We start from the raw sequence: 22,432 nt of genomic DNA on the forward strand, positions 1-22,432 counted from the left end.
GGTCTTAATCCCTGTACATCACTGCTTTCACTGCTCGCACCGTGCGTTCAACATTTGGCAGTATGGCCTGGATTAACGTTGGCGCGTAAGGCAGGGGTGCATCTGCACTTGTTATGCGATGGATGGGAGCATCCAGGTAATCAAATGCGTGCTTCTGTATGTGGTAGGTAATTTCGGTTGAAATAGAAGACAACGGCCAGGCTTCTTCAACAATTACCAGCCGGTTGGTTTTCTTTACCGATTCCACCACCGTTGCATAATCAATCGGGCGTACACTGCGCAGGTCAATCACTTCGGCCGATATGCCGTCCTTTTCCAGCTCCAGTGCCGCGGCCAGTGCTACTTTCATAATCTTGCCAAAGGAAACGATCGTTACATCGGTGCCTTGTCGTTTTACATCGGCCACCCCGATGGGGATGAGGTATTCTTCAGCCGGTACATCGCCCTTGTCGCCATACATCAGTTCACTTTCCATGAAAATAACGGGATCGTTATCGCGGATGGATGTTTTTAGCAAGCCTTTGGCATCGTACGGGTTGGAGGGTACTACTACTTTTAAACCCGGGCAGTTGGCATACCAGTTTTCAAAGTTCTGCGAGTGTTGTGCGCCAAGCTGGCCGGCATTTCCGGTGGGTCCGCGGAACACGATCGGGACGTTGTATTGTCCGCCCGACATGGAGTACATTTTGGCGGCTGAATTAATCACCTGGTCAATAGCCACCAGCGAGAAATTGAAGGTCATAAATTCAACAATAGGCCTCAAACCATTCATAGCTGCGCCAACGCCAACTCCGGCAAAACCAAGTTCTGATATAGGCGTATCGATTACCCGTTCCGGCCCGAACTCATCAAGCATTCCCTGGCTTACTTTGTAGGCGCCATTATATTCGGCTACTTCTTCACCCATCAGCAGCACGGCAGGGTCTCTGCGCATTTCTTCGCTCATGGCTTCGCGCAGGGCTTCACGGAACTGGATTTCTCGCATACAAAACTTTGTTGAAAGGCTGTAAAAATAAGGGATGGAATCAGGCTATAAAATGAATTTCTGTAAATCTGAAATAAAAAAAGAACCCTGACGCAGGGCCAGGGTTCTTATTGGTTAAGCGAACCTTATTATTTCAATGCATTGCGGAATGCCTCGGTAGTATTCCATTTTGCAAACTCAAGGTCGGTTAATGCCATTTCCTTCAGCGAAGGATCGGCTTTAACGGCATTGGTCAGGTTGCTCACTACGCCATCGGCATTACCCAAACGGGCGGATGCCACGGCAGCACCGTAGTAAGCAAGGGCGTGATTGCTGTTGAGGCGGGTGGCCTCGTTAAACGAAGTAATGGCGTTTTGATATTCTTTATTGAGTACTTGCGCCAGCCCTTTGTTAAAGAGGTTATCAGCTGTATTGGCGGCTGATGACAACGCGCTTACTGCTTCGCGGTAGCGGGCAGTAGTAATGGCGGCCGAACCTTTTACACCGTTTAATCCGGCTGCATTGTCGCCACGCAGTGCCGAAGCACGGTTAGCGTAGTTATAGGCTGCATACGCATTGCCTTTAAACAGGGCTACGGAAGCCAGGTTGGCATTTACTTCGGGTGCTGCATTGAGGCGTGCGGCAATGTCCAGTTGGGCCTGGGCTTTATCCATCAATGAAGATGCATTGGAAGGGTTGGCGAGAGCCTGCCCGATGTAAGCAGCAGCCAGGTTGTTGTGTGCGTTCCAGTAGGTTCCCTTTTTCGTAGCGGCTTCGTAGATGGCTGCTTTTTCTTCTACCGAAGGAGTAAGCGTAGCTGAATACATCAGCTCTTCAAACGAAAGCGCATCGGCAGCAGCCTGGCCGGTTGTGATTTGTTTTGCCAATACAGAAATTTCTTCATCAGTTTTTTTGTCTTTGATGGTCAGGATTTCTGTTTTAGCTGTACGCAAACCAGGGTAAACTTCCTTGAACACTTTTTTGTAAGTAGGCAGTTTCTTCATTTGTTTCTCCTGGTCTTCAAAGCTACCGCCAGCGTTAATAATATTCAGGTATTCAGCTTTTTCTTCAGATGAAATTCCCTGGTATGCTGACAATGCAGTTTTAAATTCGTTCCACTCGCGGATGATGGGTTTCAGAACAAACTGAATGGAATCAGCCTTGCCCTTATAATCATACTTCTTCATCTGATCGCGGTAGAACTTTTCAATGGCTTTGGCGCGATCAGGCGAAAGCTTGCTGTTTATGCGCTCGGCACCTTCGGGTGAGTGGGTACCGGTGATGGTAACGGTTTTGGTTACATTTTTTGATGCGATGAAGGCATCCAGTTGCTTTCCCTTATCGCTCTGGATTTCGGATTTACGCAACACCGAACGACCCTGTTCAAAAATAAAATCAGGGATCACTACAGGAATAATTTCTTCCTGGTTGTTATAACCGTGAGCAGCATAGGCGGCAAAGTAAACGGGTTTAACCAGCTTGGAAGTGGTAATGATACCCACTGCAACGTCCATGCGCGGAGTGGCTTTTGATTTGCTGCCTTTGGTGGCTACACCTTCTACCTGAACAATACCCGACTTCATGGCCGGCTTATAGGCAAATGAAAAATCCTTGCTTACGCGCGGTTGTTCGGTTGAACTGTTCGGATAATCGTTGGCGTTGAAGGTAATCGGATCCAGGGCAGTTTCCTGATCACCGTATTTATAGAAAGTATTAAGGGTGTAAACCGTTCCTTTCTTGAGCATCTTCACAGGCAGGTTGGCTGCCATTGAAAATACTACGGTATCCTTATGCACCTCAAGGGGGTTGGGTGTAACGGTTAATTGCTGGTCTTTCGCCATTTTCACCATCTGGGGGAGGGTACACCCCGCAAGGTTTAACACGCCTGCGATTAGAAATGCGTAAACTAATTTTCTCATTTGAATTTGATTTAAGGTTGCTTTTAATCGAGTCGCAAAAGTACATTTAGCGACCTTTTTTTGCAATTATAGTCAAAAAATAAAGATTTTAGCCCTGGATTAAGCATGGGTCGGAACCCTATATTTGTATTCGTGTTTTTAATCGTTAAATAACCCCATTACCGGTTAAGAGGCCATTAATTATGGGTAAACTGATTGACCGCATTCAGCTTTTTTTTGAAGGATATGCCTTTGGCGTATGTACGCGACTGGGCGAAAAACTGGGTATTGCTACATCTACGGTTAGGTTGTTTTTTATTTATGCCTCGTTTATCACGTTTGGCTCGCCTATTATTATTTATCTGGGCCTGGCGTTTATTATGAACCTGCGTAAATACCTGCGCAGGCGTAATCCTGTTTGGGATTATTAAACGGCCTAAACTATTTCAATTGGATGCTTTTTCTGCCCAGCAGGTAGTACAACAATACCACTGAACCCCGGTAGATATTGTGTATTGAATAGGGGAGTTGTTGCCTTAATCGCCTCCGCTTCTTAACAGTATTTAACAGCGAGGTAACAACGCGGAAATGTGCTTTTAACACCGAACTTGCATGACTGGCGTTTCCTTCAACCAGGAACTTTACGGCCGCCAGGTAGTCTAAGCCAATACGCAGCGGAAGCGTTAACACAAGTCTCCATCCGGGCAGGTGATGGATGAGCAGGTTAAGGCCGTTGCGAAAGTTATAATACGTTTTAACCGGGCTTGATTGTGACAGCGTACCTCCCCCGACATGGTAAACAGCACTGATACCGCAATAGAGTACCTGCCTGCCGCTTCGGTGTATTTTCCAGCACAGGTCAATTTCTTCCATGTGTGCAAAAAAGTCTTCATCCAAACCGCTGAACTGGCGGTAAACTTCTGACCGGATAACCAGACAGGCACCACTTGCCCAGAATACCGGGCGGATGTCATTATATTGGCCTTCGTCTTTCTCGGTGTAATTAAATAACCTTCCCCTGCAAAACGGGTAGCCGAGTGCATCCAGGCAGCCGCCTCCGGCTCCGGCATATTCAAAGTGATCTTTTCGGTGATAAGACAAAATTTTGGGCTGAACTGCCGCTACCCCGGGCTGCTGCTCCAGTAACGCAAGCATCGGCTGCAGCCAGCCTTCGGTAACTTCTACATCGGAGTTTAGCAATACATAGTATTTTGCCTCAACCTGGCTGAGTGCACGGTTGTATCCACCGCAGAATCCAAAGTTATGATCGAGTTTAATCAGGTTAACTTGCGGAAAATCTTTTTGCAGCATTGCAACCGAATTGTCGGTTGATGCATTATCGGCTACAATAATACGGGCATGGGGTGAATTCCGGATAACACCGGGTAAAAACTGTTGGAGTAATTTTTCTCCGTTGTAGTTGAGGATTACAATGGCGGTATTCAAGGTGGGTAAGTATAGTATGCAGTTATCCCATCATGCTTCCTAAATCCATTCCGGGTATATTGGGCAGTAATCCTTCGGTGCTTTTGCGCAACGATTCTTTGGCCAGCATTTCAGCCTCTTCCATCGCTTTATTGATTGCAGCAACAATCAGATCCTGAACGATGACTTTGTCATCGGCTTTGAGCAAACTGGCGTCCACATCCAGTGCAATAAGTTGCTTTTTTCCGTTTACCGTGGCCTTCACCATGCCGCCTCCTGATTCGCCTTGGGCTCGGATGTTTACCAGGTTATCCTGCGCTTCTTTTAAACGGGCCTGAACTTCCTTCATTTTGCCCATCATTTTCATCATGTCAATCATGGTGCAAAGGTAAGGTATGCGGGTGTGCTTAAAAATCGGGGCTGGCTATTTCTTTCGGAGCAGTACCACCGATCCGCTGCGGGTAAATGATCGCCCGGCCAGGTCGGTCAGGCTGGCCACAAAGGCATACGTGCCTTCGGGTTGTTCTTTTCCTTTAAAGGTGCCGTCCCATCCGGTATCAAGGTTATCGGATACAAATAACAGTTCTCCCCAGCGGTTGTAAATTTTCATTTCAAAGCGGGCAATGTACCGGCCGAATACTTTAAAAATCTCATTGCCTGGCGGTCCCTGGTTATCGGGCGTAAAGGCGGTCGGGTAATACAGTTTGGGTTCTTTGATGATACTTATTTCGTTGGATACGGCCTGGCCCAGTCCACCATCGTTTGCGTTTGCTTTAACCACATAGCGAAAAACCTGGTTAGCCGGATCTTCGGCATCATCAAACAAGGTTGTACTTGTACCGGTATTAAACACCTGAACCAGACTGCCACCGGCATCGTATTTCTCCACCACGTAGTTGCTCACTCCGTTACGCCAGCCTGCGTAGGGTGTCCAACTGAGGTTAACGGCATTTTCGTTGGTCAGGCTGCCTGCCAGCCTGATCGGACAAACTTCCAAACCCGGTGAGGACGCATTTCCACACACATCGCGGTAATTAATCAGGTAGCAAAATTCACCGGCTGTGGTGTACTGGTTGTCGGTAAAATTTTGAACAGTAGTTTGGCCTATCTGTCCGAATGAACCTGATCCTGACTTTCGGAACACCGTGTATTCCACCGGTGTGAAGGCCACATCCTGCAGCCAGGTGAGGGCCACACCGGCTGTACTCACAACCGCGGTAACATTATTGGTGGCTGTAGGTATATCGGTGGATATGGCTTGTCCGCATTTTTGTAGCGAAATACTTTGGCTGCCATTGGCGTAGCTTGATGTAACCTGGTAACAGTAGGTGGTTCCGCAGGTAATATTGGTATCGCTGTAAGGTGATGCAACTGGTGTGGCGAGGGTAGTTCCATCGCGGTTTACCGAAAAATTGGCAATGCCTGCCGGATGCGTTACCCAGGTTAGGTTGTTTACATTGTTTTGAATGGCCAAATCAAAATTGGTGCTGCATATAATGTTAGAATAGGCTGTGGTGGTGTTGGTACACATATCAAACGCGCCCAACCTGAAACAGTAGTAGTTGTCATCGGGTCGGAGATTGGTTAGCGATGCTGCTGTTGAATTATATACTGTCTGCGCCAGTTGAAAGGTGCTGTTGTTATTGGTGGCTATTTCGAGCCGGTATTGAATGTTGGCCCCGGTAACCAGGTCCTGATCGATTTGGCTGCCGCTTACTACGCGTAGTTCATCAATAAACGGAGTGGGCAAGGTGGCCAGGGCCACAACCGATTGAGTATTCGACATGCAATTATCTGCTGCATTTACATCTTTGCCCCGTACCGAAATATTTTTTGAGCCTCCGGATCCGAACGTATGATTATTAACAGCCAGGCTGCCTTTGGGCACCTGTACCTCGGGCGAGGCATCGTTGTAGTTAATGATGTAGGCATCGTAGTTGGTATCGGTTACCCGAACCTGAACCTGGTTGCCGTTGCAGGTAAAAATGTTGAATTCAGGCGGCAGGTTGGGTCTGACTGTTATCTGGATTTGATCCGGGCCGATATTCTGATAATTAACCTGCAAGGTATAGGTGCCCGGTTGGGTGTAGGTGTGGGAAAACACATTTTGCTGTATTGGAGTACCATCGCCCCAAACCATGTCGCATGGTTTCAGGCCGGTGCACTCGCCCGTGGTTATCAGGTTGGCGTTGGTAATGGTTACTGTTAGGGCTGCGCATCCTTTCCGCTGGTCAATTTCAAAGCGGCCGCCTGTGCTTACGAATTGCCCGAAGCCCAGGGTTGGCAGAACTACCAGAAGAAAACTGAGGCGCATTCTTTAAAATAGAGTTTCACGGATAAATTTTTCAGCCCGCTGCATGTCGTTGTGCAGCACACGGTCCTGTTCTACAAACGGAACCACCTGGCGGAAAGTATTTACAAACTTTTCAATCCGGGGCGATGATTTTATCGGCCTGCGGAATTCAAGGGCCTGTGCTGCCGTAAGTAATTCGATGGCGAGAATGGAATACAGATTATTTACGACTCGGTAAGCTTTGGTGGCGGCATTGGCGCCCATGCTTACGTGATCTTCCTGGCCGTTGGAAGAAACAATGGAATCAACTGAAGCGGGCGTACTGAGTTGTTTGTTTTGGCTTACCAGCGAAGCGGCTGTGTATTGCGGAATCATCATGCCTGAGTTAATACCCGGGTTGGCCACTAAGTAATTGGGCAGGTCGCGGGCGCCCGAAATAAGCTGAAACGTTCTGCGTTCGGAAATGCTGCCCAGTTCGCTTAATGCGATGCATAAAAAATCCAGTGCCAGCGCCAGCGGCTGGCCGTGAAAATTACCGGCCGAAATAATCTGGTCTTCTTCCGGAAAAATATTCGGGTTGTCGGTAACACTATTTACCTCGATGAGAATCGTGTTGGTTATGTGATCAAGTGCATCGAAAGTAGCTCCATGAACCTGGGGGATGCAACGGAAGGAGTAGGGATCCTGCACGTGTTTTTTTGGGTGTGCAATAAGTTCGCTGCCGTGAAGCAGTTCAACAATTTCTTTGGCAATGCGGCCTTGCCCGGTATGTAGACGAATAGCGTGAACATTCGGTAAAAAGGGTTCAATCCGTCCGTCAAAGGCATCCAGCGAAAGTGCTGAAATTAAATTAGCCAGCTGCAGCAGGCGGTGGGCATGGTATGTACACCACACGCCATAGGCCAGCATAAACTGTGTTCCGTTTAACAGAGCCAACCCTTCTTTGGCTTTGAAATGGATGGGCTGCCAGTTGAATTTTTTATTCAGTTCGGCACCGGTTAGTGTTTTATCCTGGTGGTGAACTTCACCTAAACCGATAAGTGGCAACGACAAATGGGCCAGTGGGGCAAGGTCGCCCGAAGCCCCCAGAGAACCCATTTCGTAAATCAGTGGAAAGATGTTGTTATTGTAGAATTGAACCAGTCGCTCAACGGTTTGAAGTTGTACACCCGAGTGCCCATAGCCCAGCGACCGGATTTTCAGAAACAACATCAGTTTTACAACTTCATCCGGAACCAGCGGGCCGGTGCCGCAGGCATGCGACTTCACCAGATTTTCCTGAAGTTTTTCGAGGTCATCCGCTGAAATGTATTTGTTATACAGTGATCCGAAACCGGTATTAATGCCATAAATCGGGTGGGTGTTGTCTTTCAGTTTTTCATCGAGATAGGAACGGCACCGCTCAATTTTCTTCTTCACCTCATCGGACAGCTGTAACTGTACTTCTTTTTCAATGAGGACAGAGAGTTGTTCCAGGCCAAGGGGTTCAGGTCTAAGGGAGAAGATCACGATTTGGTTTTTTTGATGATTTCTTCTGGTGTCAGATTCTCCTGCTCACCGGTGTTCATGTTTTTAACGGCCGGTTTGCCTGTAGTAATTTCTTCCGGGCCAATCACAACAGCAAAAGGTATCTGCTTTTTGTTGGCATAGTCAAGTTGTTTTTTGAGTTTGGCGGTCTCAGGGTAAATTTCAGCAGCAATACCTTTGCTTCGGAGTTGTGCAAGTACTCCGATTCCGTAGGCAAAGCTGGTCTCATCAAAATGACACACCAGCACGGTGGCTGCAGCCTGTGTGCTTGCCGGAAACAGCTTTAGTTCTTCAAGTGCATCATAGATGCGGTCAATACCAAACGAAATTCCCACACCTGAAAGTTTTTCCTTTGATCCAAAGGCCTGGGTAAGGTTATCGTAGCGTCCGCCACCGCTAACGCTGCCGATGGCTACGCCATTGATTTTCACTTCGAAGATGCACCCGGTATAATAACTGAGGCCGCGGGCCAGGGCCAGATCGAAATCAACGTGTGTATCATCCTGTTTGTAAAGGTCAAGTAATTCAAGTACCTTGTTTATATCGGCAAGTCCTTTTTGGCCGTGTGGTGAGCGTTTAAATACATCCGCCAGCGATTGAAGCCTGGCTTTGTTGTTGCCACCGGTTCGCAGAAGTTTAAATAAGTTATCACACTGTGCGTTTGTAAATCCTTTAGTCTGCAACTCGTGTTGCACGCCTTCTTCACCGATTTTATCCAGTTTATCAATCGCCACAAACAAGCTTGTTTCCTTTCCGGATGCGCCAAGTACTTCGGCAATGCCGTTTAAAATTTCGCGGTGGTTTACTTTAATGGTATAGTCCGGAATTTGAAGTCCTCTCATCACCTCTTTTATCATCAGAATGAGCTCGGCTTCGCAGATAAGTGAATCGGTTCCTACCACATCGGCATCGCACTGGTAAAACTCGCGGTAGCGGCCCTTTTGCGGCCGGTCGGCCCGCCACACGGGCTGCATCTGGTAGCGCTTGAAGGGCATCGTAATGTCATGCCGGTTCATGACCACGTAACGGGCAAAGGGAACGGTAAGGTCGTAGCGGAGTCCTTTTTCAGCAATGTGTTGTACTAAACTTTTTGATTCAGACTTTTGATTTTCAGGAACGTCTTTTAAAAAGTCACCGCTGTTTAAAATACGGAATAACAACTGGTCGCCTTCATCGCCATACTTACCGGTAAGGGTTTCGATGTTTTCCATGGCCGGTGTTTCAAGTGGCTGGAAGCCATAGTGCTGAAAGACGGTTCGGATAATTCTAAAAATATAATTCCGCCTGGCCATAACCTGCGGACCGAAGTCGCGTGTGCCTTTTGGGAGACCGGGTTTTTCCATCATCGCCCAAAACTAAGCAGGAATATTCAAGGTTCAAGGTTCAGTATTCGTTGTTATTGATAACCCGCTAAGGGTAGTTGTTGTAAATCCAGAATTTCCTGAGCATTTTTGCGCCCGCTAAACACGAAATACCATGGCAGTTACCCGATTAAAGCGCAAAAACCGCAAAGACCGTTCGAAAAGTGCCGTAAGGCGCCAAACCCTGAAGATTCAGAACGCCAAGCCGGTTATCAAGAATGTTGATATCGAAAAGATAAAGGAAGAGTTCAAGGCAAAGAAAGATAAGAAAAGCTAAGCGCCCCCATCCTTCCCGCTGATTCATAATCCTGGCCTGAGCCGGGATTTTTATTTTTGTAAACAATCCACACCAACCATGCCCATGCTTCACCTGGTTTGCTGGAACGTAAACGGTATCCGGTCTATTATTAAGAAAGATTTCCTGAAGGACATTAAAACCCTTAACCCCGATATGCTGTGCCTGCAGGAAACGAAGGCCTCGGTGGAAGAAGTAAAAAATGTACTGGAGTTGCTGCCGGGCTATAGGGGTTTTGTTAACTCATCAAAAGCCCGGCAAGGGTATTCGGGCACGGCCATTATTACCAAAACCGAACCGCTGGCTGTAACCTACGATATGAACTATGCCGAACACGACCAGGAAGGGAGGGTGGTTACAGCCGAGTACCCGTGGTTTTTCCTGGTAACGGTGTACACGCCCAACTCAGGCGAGGGGCTTAAGCGGCTTGATTACCGCGAGCGATGGGATGAGGAGTTCCGCAAGTACCTGGTTGAACTGCAACAAAAGAAACCGGTTGTTGTTTGTGGCGATTTGAATGTGGCGCATCAGCCCATTGATATTGCGCGGCCAAAAGACAACTACAATAAATCGGCCGGCTATACACAACGCGAGATTGACGGCTTTCAACGTTTACTCGATGCCGGGTTTGTGGATACCTTCCGGCATTTCCACCCCGAAGCGGTAAAATACACCTACTGGAACTACATGTTTAACGCACGGGCCCGCAACGTGGGCTGGCGCATTGATTATTTCCTGGTGAGTAAAGAATTACTTCCTTCGGTTAAGCAGGCCATGATTTACAATGAATATTTTGGATCAGACCATTGCCCGGTGGGGTTGCGTGTTGAGGTATGAGCGTCAGAGGCCGATGCCCAGGTGCACTCCGAATTTCGGAATAATTCCCTGGTACCCCGGGTCGGATACGGCATCCCGGTAAAAGGAATCAAAACCGTATTGCGGCAGTTGGCCTGCGCGTGTAACGTCTGCAAACTGAAGGCCGCCACCTACGTAGATATCAACATAAACCACCTGCCAGAGCGTGCGGTGCCAACCAAGGGTGAATCCGAATGCAACATTTGAAATGGATTCCTTGTAATCATAATTAACCACTTTAATGGTGGCCCCGGTGGTTTGGTCGATGGTAAAATAAGCAGAGTAGCGGTCGGCACTGTAGCGGCCGCTCTGTACGAATCCTGCAAAATAAATTCCCTGGTAGTACTCATTATCCTTCTTACTCACCTGCAATTTCATTGGCTTTATGTACTTGCGGTACTGCAATTCGGCACCCAGGCCATTGTATCCGTATGAATAATAATCGTAGTCTTCAGTTCTGTCACCGAGCATGCCGGACAGGTAGAAGACCATACTTTTTGAAAAATCCCTGTTGAACCGCTCAACGCCCATTTTCAGTGTGTTCTGGGCAAAGTTTTGCGGGGCCAGCTTGAAAAGCGATCTCGAACCCGGTACTTCGGAAGAATCCTGTGCAAAAACACTCCATCCGTTAAGGATGAGTATGATGGCAAGTAAGTTTTTCATGGCTACAAGATTTTAGTTCAGAACGTACTTGTGAAGGTTATTTGTATTTAGGAAGCGGGAATAAAAATTATACCCGTTCAATATCTGCCCCGAGTTTCTTTAAGCGCTCATCAATTTTTTCGTAGCCGCGGTCAATCTGGTCAATGTTTGATATTTCACTTGTTCCATTAGCCGAGAGGGCGGCTATCAGCAAGGCTACTCCAGCCCGTATATCAGGCGAAGCCATTTTGATTCCGCGCAGCGCCTGTTTGCGGTTAAGCCCGATTATAGTTGCCCGGTGCGGGTCGCACAAAATGATTTGCGCACCCATGTCAATCAGTTTATCTACAAAGAACAGGCGGCTCTCAAACATTTTCTGGTGAATGAGCACCGTTCCTTTGGCTTGTGTAGCCACCACCAAAACGATACTTAACAAATCGGGCGTAAAGCCCGGCCAGGGTGCATCGGCAATGGTAAGGATGGAGCCATCTATAAAGGTTTCTATTTCGTAGCTGCTTTGTGCCGGTATAAAAATATCATCGCCCCGGAATTCCATTTTTATACCGAGCCGCTTAAACACATCGGGTATAATGCCCAACATATCAATGCGGCAGTTTTTAATAGTCAGTTCCGACTGTGTCATGGCGGCCAGGCCGATAAAACTGCCGATCTCGATCATATCGGGCAGCAGGGTATGCTCTGTGCCGCCCAGTTTGGCAACGCCTTCGATGGTTAACAGGTTAGAACCGATGCCGCTGATTCGGGCACCCATGCGGTTGAGCATCAGGCACAGTTGCTGGATGTACGGTTCGCAGGCCGCATTATAAATGGTGGTTTTGCCTTTGGCCAGTACTGCGGCCATAATAATGTTGGCCGTTCCGGTAACCGAGGGTTCATCCAACAGCATGTAACAACCGGTAAGATGCGAGGCATCGATGTGAAAAAGTTGTTCGTCTGCATTAAAGTTGAATTTCGCACCCAGTTTCTCAAACCCCAGAAAGTGTGTGTCCAGCCGCCTTCTGCCTATTTTATCACCTCCGGGTTTAGGCAGGCTGGCTTTGCCGAAGCGCACCAGGATGGGCCCCAGCAGCATAACCGAGCCGCGAAGGGCTGCTGCTTTTGTTTTATACTCCTCAGTTTCGAGAAATTTTGTATTGACCGAGGCCGCGGTGATTTGCCAGGAATGATGATCTGTTTTTTTAACGCTGCAACCCAGGTCGGCCACCAGTTCCAGTAACTTGTTAACATCACGGATGTCGGGCAGGTTGTGAAGAGTAACGGGTTGATCCGTTAGCAAGGTGGCGCAAATTACCTGGAGTGCCTCATTCTTGGCGCCTTGCGGAATGATTTCGCCATTTAGTTTTTTACCGCCTTTAATTCTAAAGACACTCATCGGTTATTGATTGTCTCTGCGCCTGCGGTTTTTGTTTTTGTGTTTGAATTTGCGGTGGCCGCCTTCGCGCGGACCGCCATTGCCGAGCGGCTTTAGTTGTTTCTTCTCCCGGTACAGTTTTTCAAACAGGTTGTCTTCTCGAACCTTATCAAGGTCCATGTTCAGTTTACCGTTTGACATGGCCCGAAGGTCGTTTACAATTACGGAGTCATCCAGTGTTTCCTTATTCCAGTTACCGTAGAATGTTTTCATCAGTTTACCCAGGTAGATGGCCGCTTCTTCACGCTCTTTCGGATCTTCTTTCTTCATGGCCTCTTTTACCAGGTACTCGATGTTTTTGCCGTAGTGCTTGTACCGGATGTTGGTTTGCGGGTACTCCACTTTCATCGGCTTTTTAAACAGTACATCCCGCTGGGGTACGGGGTAGGGATTGTTTACATCCAAATTGAAATCAGCAATAATATAAAGGTCATCCCATAGGCGCTGCGGATTTTCGGGCTGGTCTTTCAGGCTGGGGGTGAGTTGTTTTATCAGTTCAATGAGGGTGTAAGCCAGTTCAGTACGCTTCTCTTTGTCTTTTACGGTTCGGATGTATTCCACTAACTTCTGAACGTTGCGGCCGTACTCTTTTAAAATAATCTGGGGCCGTTGTGAGTTGTATTCTGCAATCATTTTTAGTCTTGAGTTTTTTAGTCTTGAGTTTTTTAGTCTTGAGTTTTTTAGTCTTATGATTTTGTTTGATTAAGGGATCGCTTAAGTGCCCAATGCATTTTTTGAATTTCATTAATATCGTTTTGAATCGTTGTCAACATTGCTTCGGTGATCAGTTTAACTTTAAAAGCGATTGTAACTTGAGTATCTAATTCACAGGAGGAACCATATGAAATACCAAGGAATCTGCTAAAATCCTTTTTGGTATTACGCCCGGCTCCCTCGGCAATATTCGATGATATGGAAACCACTGATCTTCGCATTTGTGAGGTAAGGCCGTAAATTTCATCACCTGGAAAACCTTTTGTTATTTCATAGATCTTAACAGCAAGTTCAACCGACTTCTGCCAAAGTATTAATTCTTTGTAATTGTTCATTCAGGGTCTTCAATGAGAAAATGAAAAATTACTAAAAAACTCTATACTATTAAACTCAGTACTACGCATGTATTCTGAGTTTGGCAAAACTAAGTAATAAGGTCTTCTCGCCAAAATCGTCAAATTCTATTTTGGCTTTCCGTTCGGCTCCGGCTGTATCCAGGGCGATAACTTTTCCGAAGCCGAATTTAGGATGTTCCACGCGCATGCCTGCGGCAAGTTCAGAAGTATCGCTGGGAATAAAATCAGCCGGGGGTCTATAGGCCGATTTTGATTGAGCAACGGTTGTTGTTGATTTGCGGATGCCGTTTACAAGTGTACGGGCATAATTGCCTGTATTGACCGGAGTTGATTCAATGCCGGTAAAACGGGTGCTTACTTTCAGGTAAGCGGGGTTTACATCGTCAATAAAACGACTGGGTTCGCAGTTCTTCAACCGACCAAAGCGGTACCGTGTAAGTGCGTAGGAGAGGAACACTCGTTTTTGCGCACGGGTAAGTGCCACGTAAAAAAGTCTTCGTTCTTCTTCCAGTTCAGACCGGCTGCTCAGCATCATTTGCGAGGGGAACAGGTCTTCTTCCATACCCACAATATACACGTACTTAAACTCAAGCCCCTTGGCCATGTGGATGGTCATGAGGGTTACTTTTTCTGGGTCGCTGTCTTTGTCTTCATCCTGGCCTGTTATCAGTGATACTTCCTGCAAAAATGCGCCCAGTGATTTATCGGGTTTTTCCGGATCGTCCACGTACTCCTTGATGGCATTTAGTAGTTCCTGAACATTTTCGTGTCGGTTTAAACCTTCTTCGGTTTTATCTTCGTACAGTTCGCGCAGTAAACCGGAACCTTTCACTATTTCAAACGCGGCATCGTAGGCATCCTTGCGGGTGGTTTCGAGCGTGAACCGCCTGATCATGGTTACAAAATTCTCGATGGGTACAGCGGCCCGCACCCCGATAAAGGCATTGGCATGTTGCAGCACCTCCCAAATGGAAATGCCGTGATCGTTGGCGGCCACAATAATTTTATCAACGGTGGAGTCGCCAATGCCGCGCTTGGGCAGGTTGATGATTCGCCTGAAAGAGGCTTCATCATTTTGGTTAAGCGAAAAACGAAGGTAGGCCAGCACGTCTTTGATTTCCTTGCGTTGGTAGAAGGAGAGTCCGCCTACTACTTTGTATTTGATGTTCATCCTGCGCAAGGCTTCTTCCATCGCCCGCGATTGGCTGTTGGTGCGGTAAAGGATAACGAAGTCGCTGAACCGGAGTTGGTGTTGCATTTTTTCTTCGAAGATGGATGAGGCCACCAGGCGCCCTTCTTCATTATCCGAAACGGCTTTGATGAGTTCAATCAGGTTGCCTTCTTCATTGGCCGTCCAGATGTTTTTAGGTAACTGCTCCCGGTTTTTCCGGATAACCGAGTTGGCGGCTTCTACAATGTTTTGAGTGGAGCGGTAGTTTTGTTCAAGTTTGAAAATTTTCAAATCTGCATAGTCGCGTTCAAAGTTAAGGATGTTGGTGATGTCCGCCCCGCGGAAGGCATAGATGCTTTGGGCATCATCGCCCACTACGCAAATATTCTGCCGCATGCTGGCCAGTTTACGGATGATGAAGTACTGGCACAGGTTGGTATCCTGAAACTCATCTACCAGCACATAGTGAATTTTGTACTGGTACTTATTCAGTACGTCAAGGTGTTCTTTAAAAAGTTTATCGGTATTGAATAACAGGTCATCAAAATCCATGGCGCCTGCTTTAAAACACCGCTGGGCATACGTGCGGTAAATGTTGCCGAATTCGGGGCGCATGTTGGCGGCATCTTCACTAATTAACTCCGGGTCGGCCAGGTACTGCTGCCAGCTGATAAGACGGTTTTTAGCAGATGAAATCCTGTTGTACACTACATTGGGTTTGTAGGTGGCTTCATCCAAGCCCAGTTCCTTCACAATGTTTTTTAACAGGCTTTTTGAGTCATCGGTGTCGTAAATGGTGAAGTTGTGCGGGTAGCCCAGGTAATGCGCTTCGGCCCGGAGTATGCGGGCAAACACTGAGTGGAAGGTGCCCATCCAGATGTTGCGTGCATCCGGCCCGACAACCCGTTCAATACGGTCGCGCATTTCTTTAGCTGCTTTGTTGGTGAAGGTAAGCGCCATAATGTTGAACGGATCAACCGCTTTGGCTTTGATGAGGTGCGCAATGCGGTAGGTGAGCACGCGGGTTTTACCGGAGCCTGCCCCGGCAATAATCATGGTAGGGCCTTCGGTATTGATAACCCCTTCGCGTTGTGCATCATTTAACTGGTTCAGGTAATCCGTCATTCAACCTGCAAGTTAACGGGCTGCATTAATCCTACGGATGCATACCTGATTTTTATTTTTTGCCGAAGTTGATGTTCACAATTTGCTAATGTACTTTTGTTAAACGATAGTATTTTGGATTTTCATTCTTCAGTGCTTCCTGCTTTTCCGGATGACGGCTTTGTCACCACCGCGGCTGAGCCCTGGTTTAAAGTAAAGGTTCAACGAATACAGCAGTACCTGAGTGCTTTTATCGCCAATCTGGCCCCTCATGTTAATGAGGTTATTGTTATTGATTTGTTTGCCGGCAATGGGTTGTACTCCATCGGACACCAAAAGGAAAAATTTGCTGCTACGGCCCTGGCTGTGCTGGGTGAAGAGACGCTGGTTTCAAAGTGGATTTTTTGCGAACGCGATGCGGAGAATGCCCGCGTATTGAAGATTCGGGTAAAGAAATACTTTAAAGACCGCACGGTATTTATTTTTGATGATCCGCTGGATAAACTGCCGGAAAAATTGGCGTACTATGTTCCGAAATCTAAAGCCGGCTACCGGGTAGCTGTTTTTTGCATCGTTGATTCGTTTTCAATGGAAGTACCTTTTGCTTTGATTGATAAGTTTCAGCACCTGGGCTTTAGTTTTCTTATTCCGTTCACTTTTTGTATTAACGACCAGCACAATTACCGGTTTTACCTGGAGCATCAGCGCGAAAAACTTCGCAAATTCATGGGCGGCTTTCAGGATGCGGATGTGTTGGATAAATCGAACAGCAACCTGGAGTTTTATAAACGGTTGGTGCAGCTCTATCAGAACAACATGCTGGTTATCGGCCTTAATGCCTCACTTACTGCGCAAAAACTCGACTCCGGACTGATGGAACTGCCAATCTACTACATGGGACTTTTTTCAAAGCATCCGGTATTAAAAAATATTCAGCACGATATACAGGAAAGCACCCATCAACAAATCAGTTTGTTTCAACATTAAGCTATGATGCAGGTAGGACAGGTTTTAGTGACGGATGATATAAAGGATAAAGAATTTGTTTGCAACCTGGAGAAGTGCAAAGGTGCCTGCTGTGTTGAGGGAGATTTTGGTGCGCCCCTGGAGGATGACGAGTTGCCGATACTGCGTGCGATTTATGAGCAGGTTAAACCCTACTTATCGGAAGCCGGTGTTAAGGCTATTGAACGCCAGGGAACTTATGTGCTGGATGATGATGGCGACTTCTCAACGCCCACCATTGGTGGGCGGGAGTGCGCGTACGCAATCTATGACGAAAACAGGGTATTGAAATGCGGCATTGAGCAAGCGTACCTCGATGGAAAGATTAGCTGGAAGAAACCCATTTCCTGCCACCTGTATCCCATCCGCATTACCAAAAAGAAAAATCTTGAGGCTGTGAATTACCACAAGTGGAGCATCTGTTCACCGGCCTGTTCGCTGGGCAAGGAGTTACAGGTGCCGTTGTATAAATTTCTTAAAGAAGCACTGGTAAGAAAATATGGCCAGGTGTGGTATGATGCACTTGTTGATTTAATCGAATCGAAATCATCGTAATTACGAAAAGACCTGCACTACTTTATCAGGATTAGATTAACATGCTTATTTCTTTTTTTGTAATACAGAATTAGGCGGTTACTGTTAAAGTAGGTTACTCTGAAAATCTGGTTAGATATTTTTGGGATAGTTGCTGTAACCCAGATTTTATCACCCTGAAACTCGTAGGATTTGAGTTTTACTTTTTGGGTTTCTTTAAAATGATGGTAATTTGGACGGCTTGCGTTATTAGGAAAAGTGATTTTACTTATAAATGTATAGGGCTCGTCAGTTTTTACTTGATTAGCAAAAGCGTCCTGATCAATATTAAATGAGGTGTATACAGTGCCTAATACTTGCGTGCGTGATGAGCGGAATAAAAACAGGTTGCCCTCAACTGCTGATTCTTTGATATAGACCAAATTACCCCCATCATAGCAGAGGCCATTTTTATTTTTTTCATAGCTCTGTTTACAACATTGGTGACACTGGAAAGTCCCGTGGTACCTGATGCTTTGATTGAGAGAAAATCAATCTATTGAAGCCCCTCGGTTTCAGATTCTTTTAGTGCCAGTTCTACGAAAAGCCAATCCTCTGGTCCATTTAATTTTTTTAATGTGAATCCACCGGTATTTACTCCTCCTGGAGTTTGGGCTAAACTTTGTATAAATAAGAATGCTTGAGAAATGAAAATGATAAAAGGCAGAATCAATAATGACCGGTTTGTCGTATAGCTCATGGCTGGTTCAACTAATGGTAACTTGCAACTAAAAGAATGAAGTCAATTGAAAATGACTTTGTGCAAAAGTAAAGAAAAAATCCGCAGCCAAGTGAATGGAACTAAAAATCCGAAAGTGAACCTCCTGATTAGGATTAAAATACTTACTTCAAATCCGAAAAATCAAACGAAGTTTCAAGGAACTTGGTAGTAAACTTGCCCGACCGGAACACTGCGTTATCCATCAGTTTAATATGGAAAGGAATGGTTGTTTTTATTCCTTCAATTACAAACTCCTGTAAAGCCCGCTTCATCCGGGTGATCACTTCTTCGCGCGATTGCCCGCTTACGATGAGTTTGGCAATCATCGAATCGTAATTGGGCGGAATGGTGTATCCGGCATACACGTGGCTGTCAACCCGTACACCGTGGCCCCCCGGCATGTGCAGGTGCGTGATTTTGCCGGGCGAGGGCCTGAAGCCGTTGGCCGGATCTTCGGCATTGATGCGGCACTCCATGGCAAACAGGTTCGGGAAGTAATTTTTACCCGATATGGGCACACCGGCTGCTACTTTAATCTGCTCCTTTATAAGGTCGTAGTCGGTAACTTCTTCGGTAATCGGGTGTTCCACCTGGATACGCGTGTTCATTTCCATGAAGTAGAAGTCGCCATGCTTATCTACCAGAAACTCAATGGTGCCTGCGCCTTCATAGTTAATAGCCTGCGCCCCTTTAATAGCGGCTTCGCCCATGCGTTCGCGCAACTCCTGACTTACAATGGGCGAGGGTGTTTCTTCTACCAGCTTCTGGTGCCTGCGCTGGATGGAGCAATCGCGCTCCGACAGGTGACACACTTTTCCGTACTGGTCGCCCACCACCTGTATTTCGATGTGGCGGGGTTCTTCCACAAATTTTTCAAGGTAAAGTCCATCGTTGCCAAAGGCTGCGCCTGCTTCGCGCCTGGCATCGTCCCATGCTTTTTTAAATTCGCTTTCATCGTTAATGATGCGCATGCCTTTTCCGCCACCGCCTGCCGTAGCTTTAATGATAACCGGGTATTTGATGTCTTTGGCGAGTTTAACGCCCTGCTCCATAGACTCCAGCAAACCATCGGAACCGGGGATTGTAGGCACTCCGGCTTTCTTCATGGTATCCTTGGCAGTGGATTTATCGCCCATGGCTTCGATCATGGCCGGGGTAGGGCCGATGAACTTGATGCCGTACTCGTGGCAGATGGAAGAAAACTCGGCACGCTCAGAAAGAAAGCCGTAGCCGGGGTGAATGGCATCGGCATTGGTTATTTCGGCCGCAGAAATAATACGCGGTATATGCAGGTATGAATCTTTGCTTGGGGCATCGCCAATGCAAACCGCTTCATCGGCAAAGCGTACGTGCAGGCTTTCGCGGTCGGCCGTGGAATACACGGCAACGGTTTTAATGCCCATTTCTTTACAGGTGCGGATTACCCGTAATGCAATTTCTCCGCGATTGGCGATTAGTATTTTTTTAAACATATAGGCTGATTCAAAAATTTTGATTCAATGATTCGGAGTTATCACCCGATGATCCGATTAACTAACTTCGAACTTGGAACCTTGAATTAATCGTTAATCAGGCTCCACCACAAAAAGCACCTGGTCGTATTCAACCGGTGAAGCATTTTCAACCGGCGCTTTTATAATCGTTCCGGAAACTTCTGATTCAATTTCGTTGAAGAGTTTCATAGCCTCGATGATACACACTGTTTGGCCTTTGGTAACTTTGTCGCCAACCGAAACAAAAGGCGGTGAATCCGGATTGGCCGAACGGTAGAAGGTGCCAATCATGGGTGATTTAATTTCAACTGTTTTTTTGCCTGATGCCTGCTCCGCGGCAGGTGCGGGTTTAGCTGCAGGGGCTGTTGCAGGTTGAGCGGCAACAGGCGCGGCTACCGGTGCCGGTGCCTGAGCTACCGGTGCGGCCGCAACAATGGGTGCAGCCGATTTCAGTACTTTCTGATCGGGTTCGCGCTTAACATGCAGTTTCAGTTCGCTGGTTTCGATGTTCACCTCGTTCAATCCTGATTTGGAAATGAAATCGATAAGGTCTCGGATTTCGGATGTTTTCATTGCGGCAGGGTTAGTTGCTGATTTGGCATCGGCACGAGTGGGTTTGCTTTTCAGTCTGTTGTTTCCGTTGCGTGATTTAGCCATATCAAATTATTTAACACGTTCAACATAGTCACCGGTGCGGGTATCTACTTTAATGTTATCACCGGAGTTTATAAACAGCGGCACGCGGATTTCGGTACCGTTTTCAAGGGTGGCGGGTTTCAGCGTTCGGGTGGCGGTATCGCCCTGAATGCCGGGTTCGGTGTATTGCACCTGCATAATAACATGGGCGGGTGCTTCGGCTGTAATAGGTTGCGTACCGTTTTCAAAAGCAATCAGCAGGGTTACCCCTTCTTTAATAAAGCGGGCCGAGTCGCCCAGCAGGGCTTTATCCAGATAAATCTGGTCGAACGTTTCATTGTCCATACACACCAGGCTGTCGCCATCGCTGTACAGGTATTGGTATTCTTTTGTTTCAACGCGCAATTGATCCACTTCGTCACCGGGCCTGAACCGGTTTTCCAAAACTTTACCATTGCGTACGTTGCGCATTTTTACCTGGTAAAAGGCCCGCAGGTTACCGGGTGTGCGGTGTTGCAATTCTTCCACCTGTACAATTTCGCCATTGTAGCGTATGTAATTCCCTCTGCTCAGATCAGCTATAGTTGCCATAGAAAAAAACGACTTAAGTTACATTTATTTTTTATTCGATACGGCTGCGCCATCGTAGGCCCATTTTACATAAATGGCGCCCCAGGTAAATCCTCCTCCAAAGGCGGCCAAAATAAGGTTATCGCCTTTTTTTAGTTTGCTTTCATAATCCCAGAATAACAGGGGGATGGTGCCCGCGGTGGTATTACCGTACTTTTCGATGTTCATCATCACTTTGTCATCGCCAATGCCCATACGACTGGCGGTAGCGTCAATAATGCGTTTGTTGGCCTGGTGCGGTACGAGCCACTGGATGTCTTCGCCTTTCAGGTTGTTACGCCCGGCTATTTCGGCCGAGACCTCGGCCATTTTGGTTACGGCAAATTTGAATACCGGCTGGCCATCCTGAAATACATAATGCAGGTTGGCATCCACTGAAGCATGCGTGGCCGGCATACGACTGCCTCCGGCTTTCATGTTCAGGTAAACGGCACCGGAACCATCGCTGCGCAGAATGGAATCCAGTACACCAAGGTTCTCGGTGGTAGGCTCCAGTAATACAGCCCCCCCGCCATCGCCAAAAATAACGCAGGTGGTGCGGTCTTTATAATTAATAATAGATGACATTTTATCGGCCCCCGCCACAATAACTTTTTTGTACGAACCCGACTCAATGTATTTGGCACCGGTGGTGAGAGCGTATAAAAAGCCCGAACAGGCTGCGCTTAAGTCATAGCTGAATGCATTAACGGCACCCACCTGATCGGCCACCAGGTTGGCGGTTGCCGGAAAGGGCATATCTGGGGTAACGGTAGCTACAATGATGGCGTCAATTTCCTTCGGATCGGTTTTGGTTTTTTGTAACAATTCCTTTACGGCTTTGGTAACTATGAAAGAAGTTCCAAGCCCTTCGCCTTTCAGAATTCTTCTTTCCTTAATACCTGTACGGGTGGTAATCCATTCGTCATTGGTATCCACCATGGTTTCAAGTTCTTTGTTGGTCAGGATGTAGTCGGGAACATAACCACCGACTCCGGTAATGGCTGCGTGAAGTGTTTTCATTGTGGCGGTGCCTTCAGGATTATTGTTTCAAAAAACAAAAGCCCGATAAAAAATCGAGCTGTTATTCTGGCTTGTATAACAGCCGGTGCCTTTGTTGCTATCGGCAAACCGGATGGTACACGAGTGGCCGACCTGATGCATTAAGCGAGAACTTCTTTCTCTAACACCACTTTACCGTTGTAGTAAAGTTTGCCTTCGTGCCAGTAGGCGCGGTGGGGCAGGTGGTGTTCACCGGTAGTGGGGCATACCACCATTTGCTTGGCGGTGGCTTTGTAGTGTGTTCTACGCTTATCTCTGCGGGTCTTCGAGGTTTTACGTTTCGGATTTGGCATAAC

Annotated in this window: 23 protein-coding genes; 5 read left to right on the forward strand and 18 right to left on the reverse strand. The window is 47.1% G+C overall.

All coding sequences use genetic code 11. The features are described 5' to 3' along the window. Window positions 1-4 precede the first annotated feature (4 nt). The gene (locus tag HRU69_09700) at window positions 5-985 is read right to left on the reverse strand and encodes a pyruvate dehydrogenase complex E1 component subunit beta (protein QOI97748.1); all 981 of its coding nucleotides are present in this window, start codon (window positions 983-985) and stop codon (window positions 5-7) included. Between the two features lie 128 nt (window positions 986-1,113). After that, on the reverse strand, window positions 1,114-2,883 hold the full coding sequence (locus HRU69_09705) for a hypothetical protein (GenBank protein ID QOI97749.1): 1,770 nt from the start codon (window positions 2,881-2,883) through the stop codon (window positions 1,114-1,116). Between the two features lie 194 nt (window positions 2,884-3,077). Here HRU69_09705 and HRU69_09710 point away from each other — a divergent pair, with 194 nt between their 5' ends. Next, entirely contained in the window at window positions 3,078-3,293 is a 216-nt protein-coding gene (locus HRU69_09710; GenBank protein QOI98883.1) for a PspC domain-containing protein, read from the forward strand. A 10-nt stretch (window positions 3,294-3,303) separates the two neighbouring features. Here the strand turns inward: HRU69_09710 and HRU69_09715 are convergent, their stop codons facing one another. The 5 genes from HRU69_09715 to HRU69_09735 are packed head-to-tail and all read right to left on the reverse strand — an operon-like array spanning window position 3,304 to window position 9,450. Continuing rightward, a complete protein-coding gene (locus HRU69_09715) occupies window positions 3,304-4,308 on the reverse strand; it encodes a glycosyltransferase family 2 protein (protein ID QOI97750.1) in 1,005 nt (334 codons plus the stop codon). Window positions 4,309-4,330: 22 nt separating this feature from the next. Then, complete coding sequence (locus HRU69_09720) at window positions 4,331-4,666, reverse strand: YbaB/EbfC family nucleoid-associated protein (GenBank protein QOI97751.1); 336 nt, start codon at window positions 4,664-4,666, stop codon at window positions 4,331-4,333. 45 nt (window positions 4,667-4,711) lie between these two features. Further along, complete coding sequence (locus HRU69_09725) at window positions 4,712-6,601, reverse strand: gliding motility-associated C-terminal domain-containing protein (GenBank protein ID QOI97752.1); 1,890 nt, start codon at window positions 6,599-6,601, stop codon at window positions 4,712-4,714. A gap of 3 nt (window positions 6,602-6,604) precedes the next feature. Continuing rightward, on the reverse strand, window positions 6,605-8,092 hold the full coding sequence (gene hutH, locus HRU69_09730) for a histidine ammonia-lyase (protein ID QOI98884.1): 1,488 nt from the start codon (window positions 8,090-8,092) through the stop codon (window positions 6,605-6,607). After that, window positions 8,086-9,450, reverse strand: coding sequence for a histidine--tRNA ligase (locus tag HRU69_09735; GenBank protein ID QOI98885.1), 1,365 nt, complete (start codon window positions 9,448-9,450; stop codon window positions 8,086-8,088). Before HRU69_09735 ends, hutH begins: the two co-directional genes overlap by 7 nt. A gap of 133 nt (window positions 9,451-9,583) precedes the next feature. Between HRU69_09735 and HRU69_09740 the strand changes: the two genes are divergently transcribed. Together HRU69_09740 and xth are read left to right on the forward strand one after the other, a co-directional pair. After that, window positions 9,584-9,745 carry a hypothetical protein gene (locus HRU69_09740; GenBank protein QOI97753.1) on the forward strand — a complete coding sequence of 54 codons (162 nt, stop codon included), beginning with the start codon at window positions 9,584-9,586 and terminating at the stop codon, window positions 9,743-9,745. 78 nt (window positions 9,746-9,823) lie between these two features. Beyond that, complete coding sequence (gene xth / locus HRU69_09745) at window positions 9,824-10,600, forward strand: exodeoxyribonuclease III (protein ID QOI97754.1); 777 nt, start codon at window positions 9,824-9,826, stop codon at window positions 10,598-10,600. A 3-nt stretch (window positions 10,601-10,603) separates the two neighbouring features. Here xth and HRU69_09750 read toward each other — a convergent pair whose 3' ends face one another. The 5 genes from HRU69_09750 to HRU69_09770 all read right to left on the reverse strand — a co-directional run bounded on the left by HRU69_09750 (window position 10,604) and on the right by HRU69_09770 (window position 16,058). Continuing rightward, the gene (locus HRU69_09750; GenBank protein ID QOI97755.1) at window positions 10,604-11,281 is read right to left on the reverse strand and encodes a hypothetical protein; all 678 of its coding nucleotides are present in this window, start codon (window positions 11,279-11,281) and stop codon (window positions 10,604-10,606) included. A gap of 67 nt (window positions 11,282-11,348) precedes the next feature. Beyond that, on the reverse strand, window positions 11,349-12,653 hold the full coding sequence (murA, locus tag HRU69_09755; protein QOI97756.1) for a UDP-N-acetylglucosamine 1-carboxyvinyltransferase: 1,305 nt from the start codon (window positions 12,651-12,653) through the stop codon (window positions 11,349-11,351). A gap of 3 nt (window positions 12,654-12,656) precedes the next feature. Next, window positions 12,657-13,325, reverse strand: coding sequence for a DUF4290 domain-containing protein (locus HRU69_09760; GenBank protein ID QOI97757.1), 669 nt, complete (start codon window positions 13,323-13,325; stop codon window positions 12,657-12,659). A gap of 53 nt (window positions 13,326-13,378) precedes the next feature. Next, on the reverse strand, window positions 13,379-13,741 hold the full coding sequence (locus tag HRU69_09765) for a four helix bundle protein (protein ID QOI97758.1): 363 nt from the start codon (window positions 13,739-13,741) through the stop codon (window positions 13,379-13,381). A gap of 61 nt (window positions 13,742-13,802) precedes the next feature. Continuing rightward, a complete protein-coding gene (locus tag HRU69_09770; GenBank protein QOI97759.1) occupies window positions 13,803-16,058 on the reverse strand; it encodes a UvrD-helicase domain-containing protein in 2,256 nt (751 codons plus the stop codon). A gap of 114 nt (window positions 16,059-16,172) precedes the next feature. Here HRU69_09770 and tcmP point away from each other — a divergent pair, with 114 nt between their 5' ends. Next, window positions 16,173-17,024 (forward strand): three-Cys-motif partner protein TcmP, encoded by an 852-nt coding sequence (gene tcmP / locus HRU69_09775; GenBank protein QOI97760.1) that lies wholly within the window; start codon window positions 16,173-16,175, stop codon window positions 17,022-17,024. A gap of 3 nt (window positions 17,025-17,027) precedes the next feature. Further along, a complete protein-coding gene (locus HRU69_09780) occupies window positions 17,028-17,597 on the forward strand; it encodes a DUF3109 family protein (GenBank protein QOI97761.1) in 570 nt (189 codons plus the stop codon). Window positions 17,598-18,111: 514 nt separating this feature from the next. Here the strand turns inward: HRU69_09780 and HRU69_09785 are convergent. From HRU69_09785 to rpmF, 6 genes are all read right to left on the reverse strand, one after another. Next, on the reverse strand, window positions 18,112-18,288 hold the full coding sequence (locus HRU69_09785; protein QOI97762.1) for a hypothetical protein: 177 nt from the start codon (window positions 18,286-18,288) through the stop codon (window positions 18,112-18,114). A gap of 170 nt (window positions 18,289-18,458) precedes the next feature. Beyond that, window positions 18,459-19,808, reverse strand: a complete 1,350-nt coding sequence (accC, locus tag HRU69_09790; GenBank protein QOI97763.1) for an acetyl-CoA carboxylase biotin carboxylase subunit — start codon at window positions 19,806-19,808, stop codon at window positions 18,459-18,461. 93 nt (window positions 19,809-19,901) lie between these two features. Further along, on the reverse strand, window positions 19,902-20,402 hold the full coding sequence (gene accB, locus HRU69_09795) for an acetyl-CoA carboxylase biotin carboxyl carrier protein (protein ID QOI98886.1): 501 nt from the start codon (window positions 20,400-20,402) through the stop codon (window positions 19,902-19,904). A gap of 90 nt (window positions 20,403-20,492) precedes the next feature. Beyond that, the gene (gene efp, locus HRU69_09800; GenBank protein QOI97764.1) at window positions 20,493-21,056 is read right to left on the reverse strand and encodes an elongation factor P; all 564 of its coding nucleotides are present in this window, start codon (window positions 21,054-21,056) and stop codon (window positions 20,493-20,495) included. Between the two features lie 24 nt (window positions 21,057-21,080). After that, window positions 21,081-22,097, reverse strand: a complete 1,017-nt coding sequence (locus HRU69_09805) for a ketoacyl-ACP synthase III (GenBank protein ID QOI97765.1) — start codon at window positions 22,095-22,097, stop codon at window positions 21,081-21,083. 140 nt (window positions 22,098-22,237) lie between these two features. Then, entirely contained in the window at window positions 22,238-22,429 is a 192-nt protein-coding gene (gene rpmF, locus HRU69_09810) for a 50S ribosomal protein L32 (GenBank protein ID QOI97766.1), read from the reverse strand. Window positions 22,430-22,432 lie beyond the last annotated feature (3 nt).

The sequence above is a fragment of the Flammeovirgaceae bacterium genome, from assembly GCA_015180985.1.
GTDB lineage: Bacteria > Bacteroidota > Bacteroidia > Cytophagales > Cyclobacteriaceae > UBA2336.

What these genes read in the sequence shown, in the direction of transcription:
- HRU69_09700 (QOI97748.1), bottom strand. Translation starts at nt 985, where the DNA reads ATGCGAGAAATCCAGTTCCGTGAAGCCCTGCGCGAAGCCATGAGCGAA.
- HRU69_09705 (QOI97749.1), bottom strand. Translation starts at nt 2,883, where the DNA reads ATGAGAAAATTAGTTTACGCATTTCTAATCGCAGGCGTGTTAAACCTT.
- HRU69_09720 (QOI97751.1), bottom strand. Translation starts at nt 4,666, where the DNA reads ATGATTGACATGATGAAAATGATGGGCAAAATGAAGGAAGTTCAGGCC.
- HRU69_09725 (QOI97752.1), bottom strand. Translation starts at nt 6,601, where the DNA reads ATGCGCCTCAGTTTTCTTCTGGTAGTTCTGCCAACCCTGGGCTTCGGG.
- HRU69_09735 (QOI98885.1), bottom strand. Translation starts at nt 9,450, where the DNA reads ATGGAAAAACCCGGTCTCCCAAAAGGCACACGCGACTTCGGTCCGCAG.
- HRU69_09740 (QOI97753.1), top strand. Translation starts at nt 9,584, where the DNA reads ATGGCAGTTACCCGATTAAAGCGCAAAAACCGCAAAGACCGTTCGAAA.
- xth (QOI97754.1), top strand. Translation starts at nt 9,824, where the DNA reads ATGCCCATGCTTCACCTGGTTTGCTGGAACGTAAACGGTATCCGGTCT.
- HRU69_09750 (QOI97755.1), bottom strand. Translation starts at nt 11,281, where the DNA reads ATGAAAAACTTACTTGCCATCATACTCATCCTTAACGGATGGAGTGTT.
- murA (QOI97756.1), bottom strand. Translation starts at nt 12,653, where the DNA reads ATGAGTGTCTTTAGAATTAAAGGCGGTAAAAAACTAAATGGCGAAATC.
- HRU69_09760 (QOI97757.1), bottom strand. Translation starts at nt 13,325, where the DNA reads ATGATTGCAGAATACAACTCACAACGGCCCCAGATTATTTTAAAAGAG.
- HRU69_09765 (QOI97758.1), bottom strand. Translation starts at nt 13,741, where the DNA reads ATGAACAATTACAAAGAATTAATACTTTGGCAGAAGTCGGTTGAACTT.
- HRU69_09770 (QOI97759.1), bottom strand. Translation starts at nt 16,058, where the DNA reads ATGACGGATTACCTGAACCAGTTAAATGATGCACAACGCGAAGGGGTT.
- HRU69_09780 (QOI97761.1), top strand. Translation starts at nt 17,028, where the DNA reads ATGATGCAGGTAGGACAGGTTTTAGTGACGGATGATATAAAGGATAAA.
- accC (QOI97763.1), bottom strand. Translation starts at nt 19,808, where the DNA reads ATGTTTAAAAAAATACTAATCGCCAATCGCGGAGAAATTGCATTACGG.
- accB (QOI98886.1), bottom strand. Translation starts at nt 20,402, where the DNA reads ATGAAAACATCCGAAATCCGAGACCTTATCGATTTCATTTCCAAATCA.
- efp (QOI97764.1), bottom strand. Translation starts at nt 21,056, where the DNA reads ATGGCAACTATAGCTGATCTGAGCAGAGGGAATTACATACGCTACAAT.
- HRU69_09805 (QOI97765.1), bottom strand. Translation starts at nt 22,097, where the DNA reads ATGAAAACACTTCACGCAGCCATTACCGGAGTCGGTGGTTATGTTCCC.
- rpmF (QOI97766.1), bottom strand. Translation starts at nt 22,429, where the DNA reads ATGCCAAATCCGAAACGTAAAACCTCGAAGACCCGCAGAGATAAGCGT.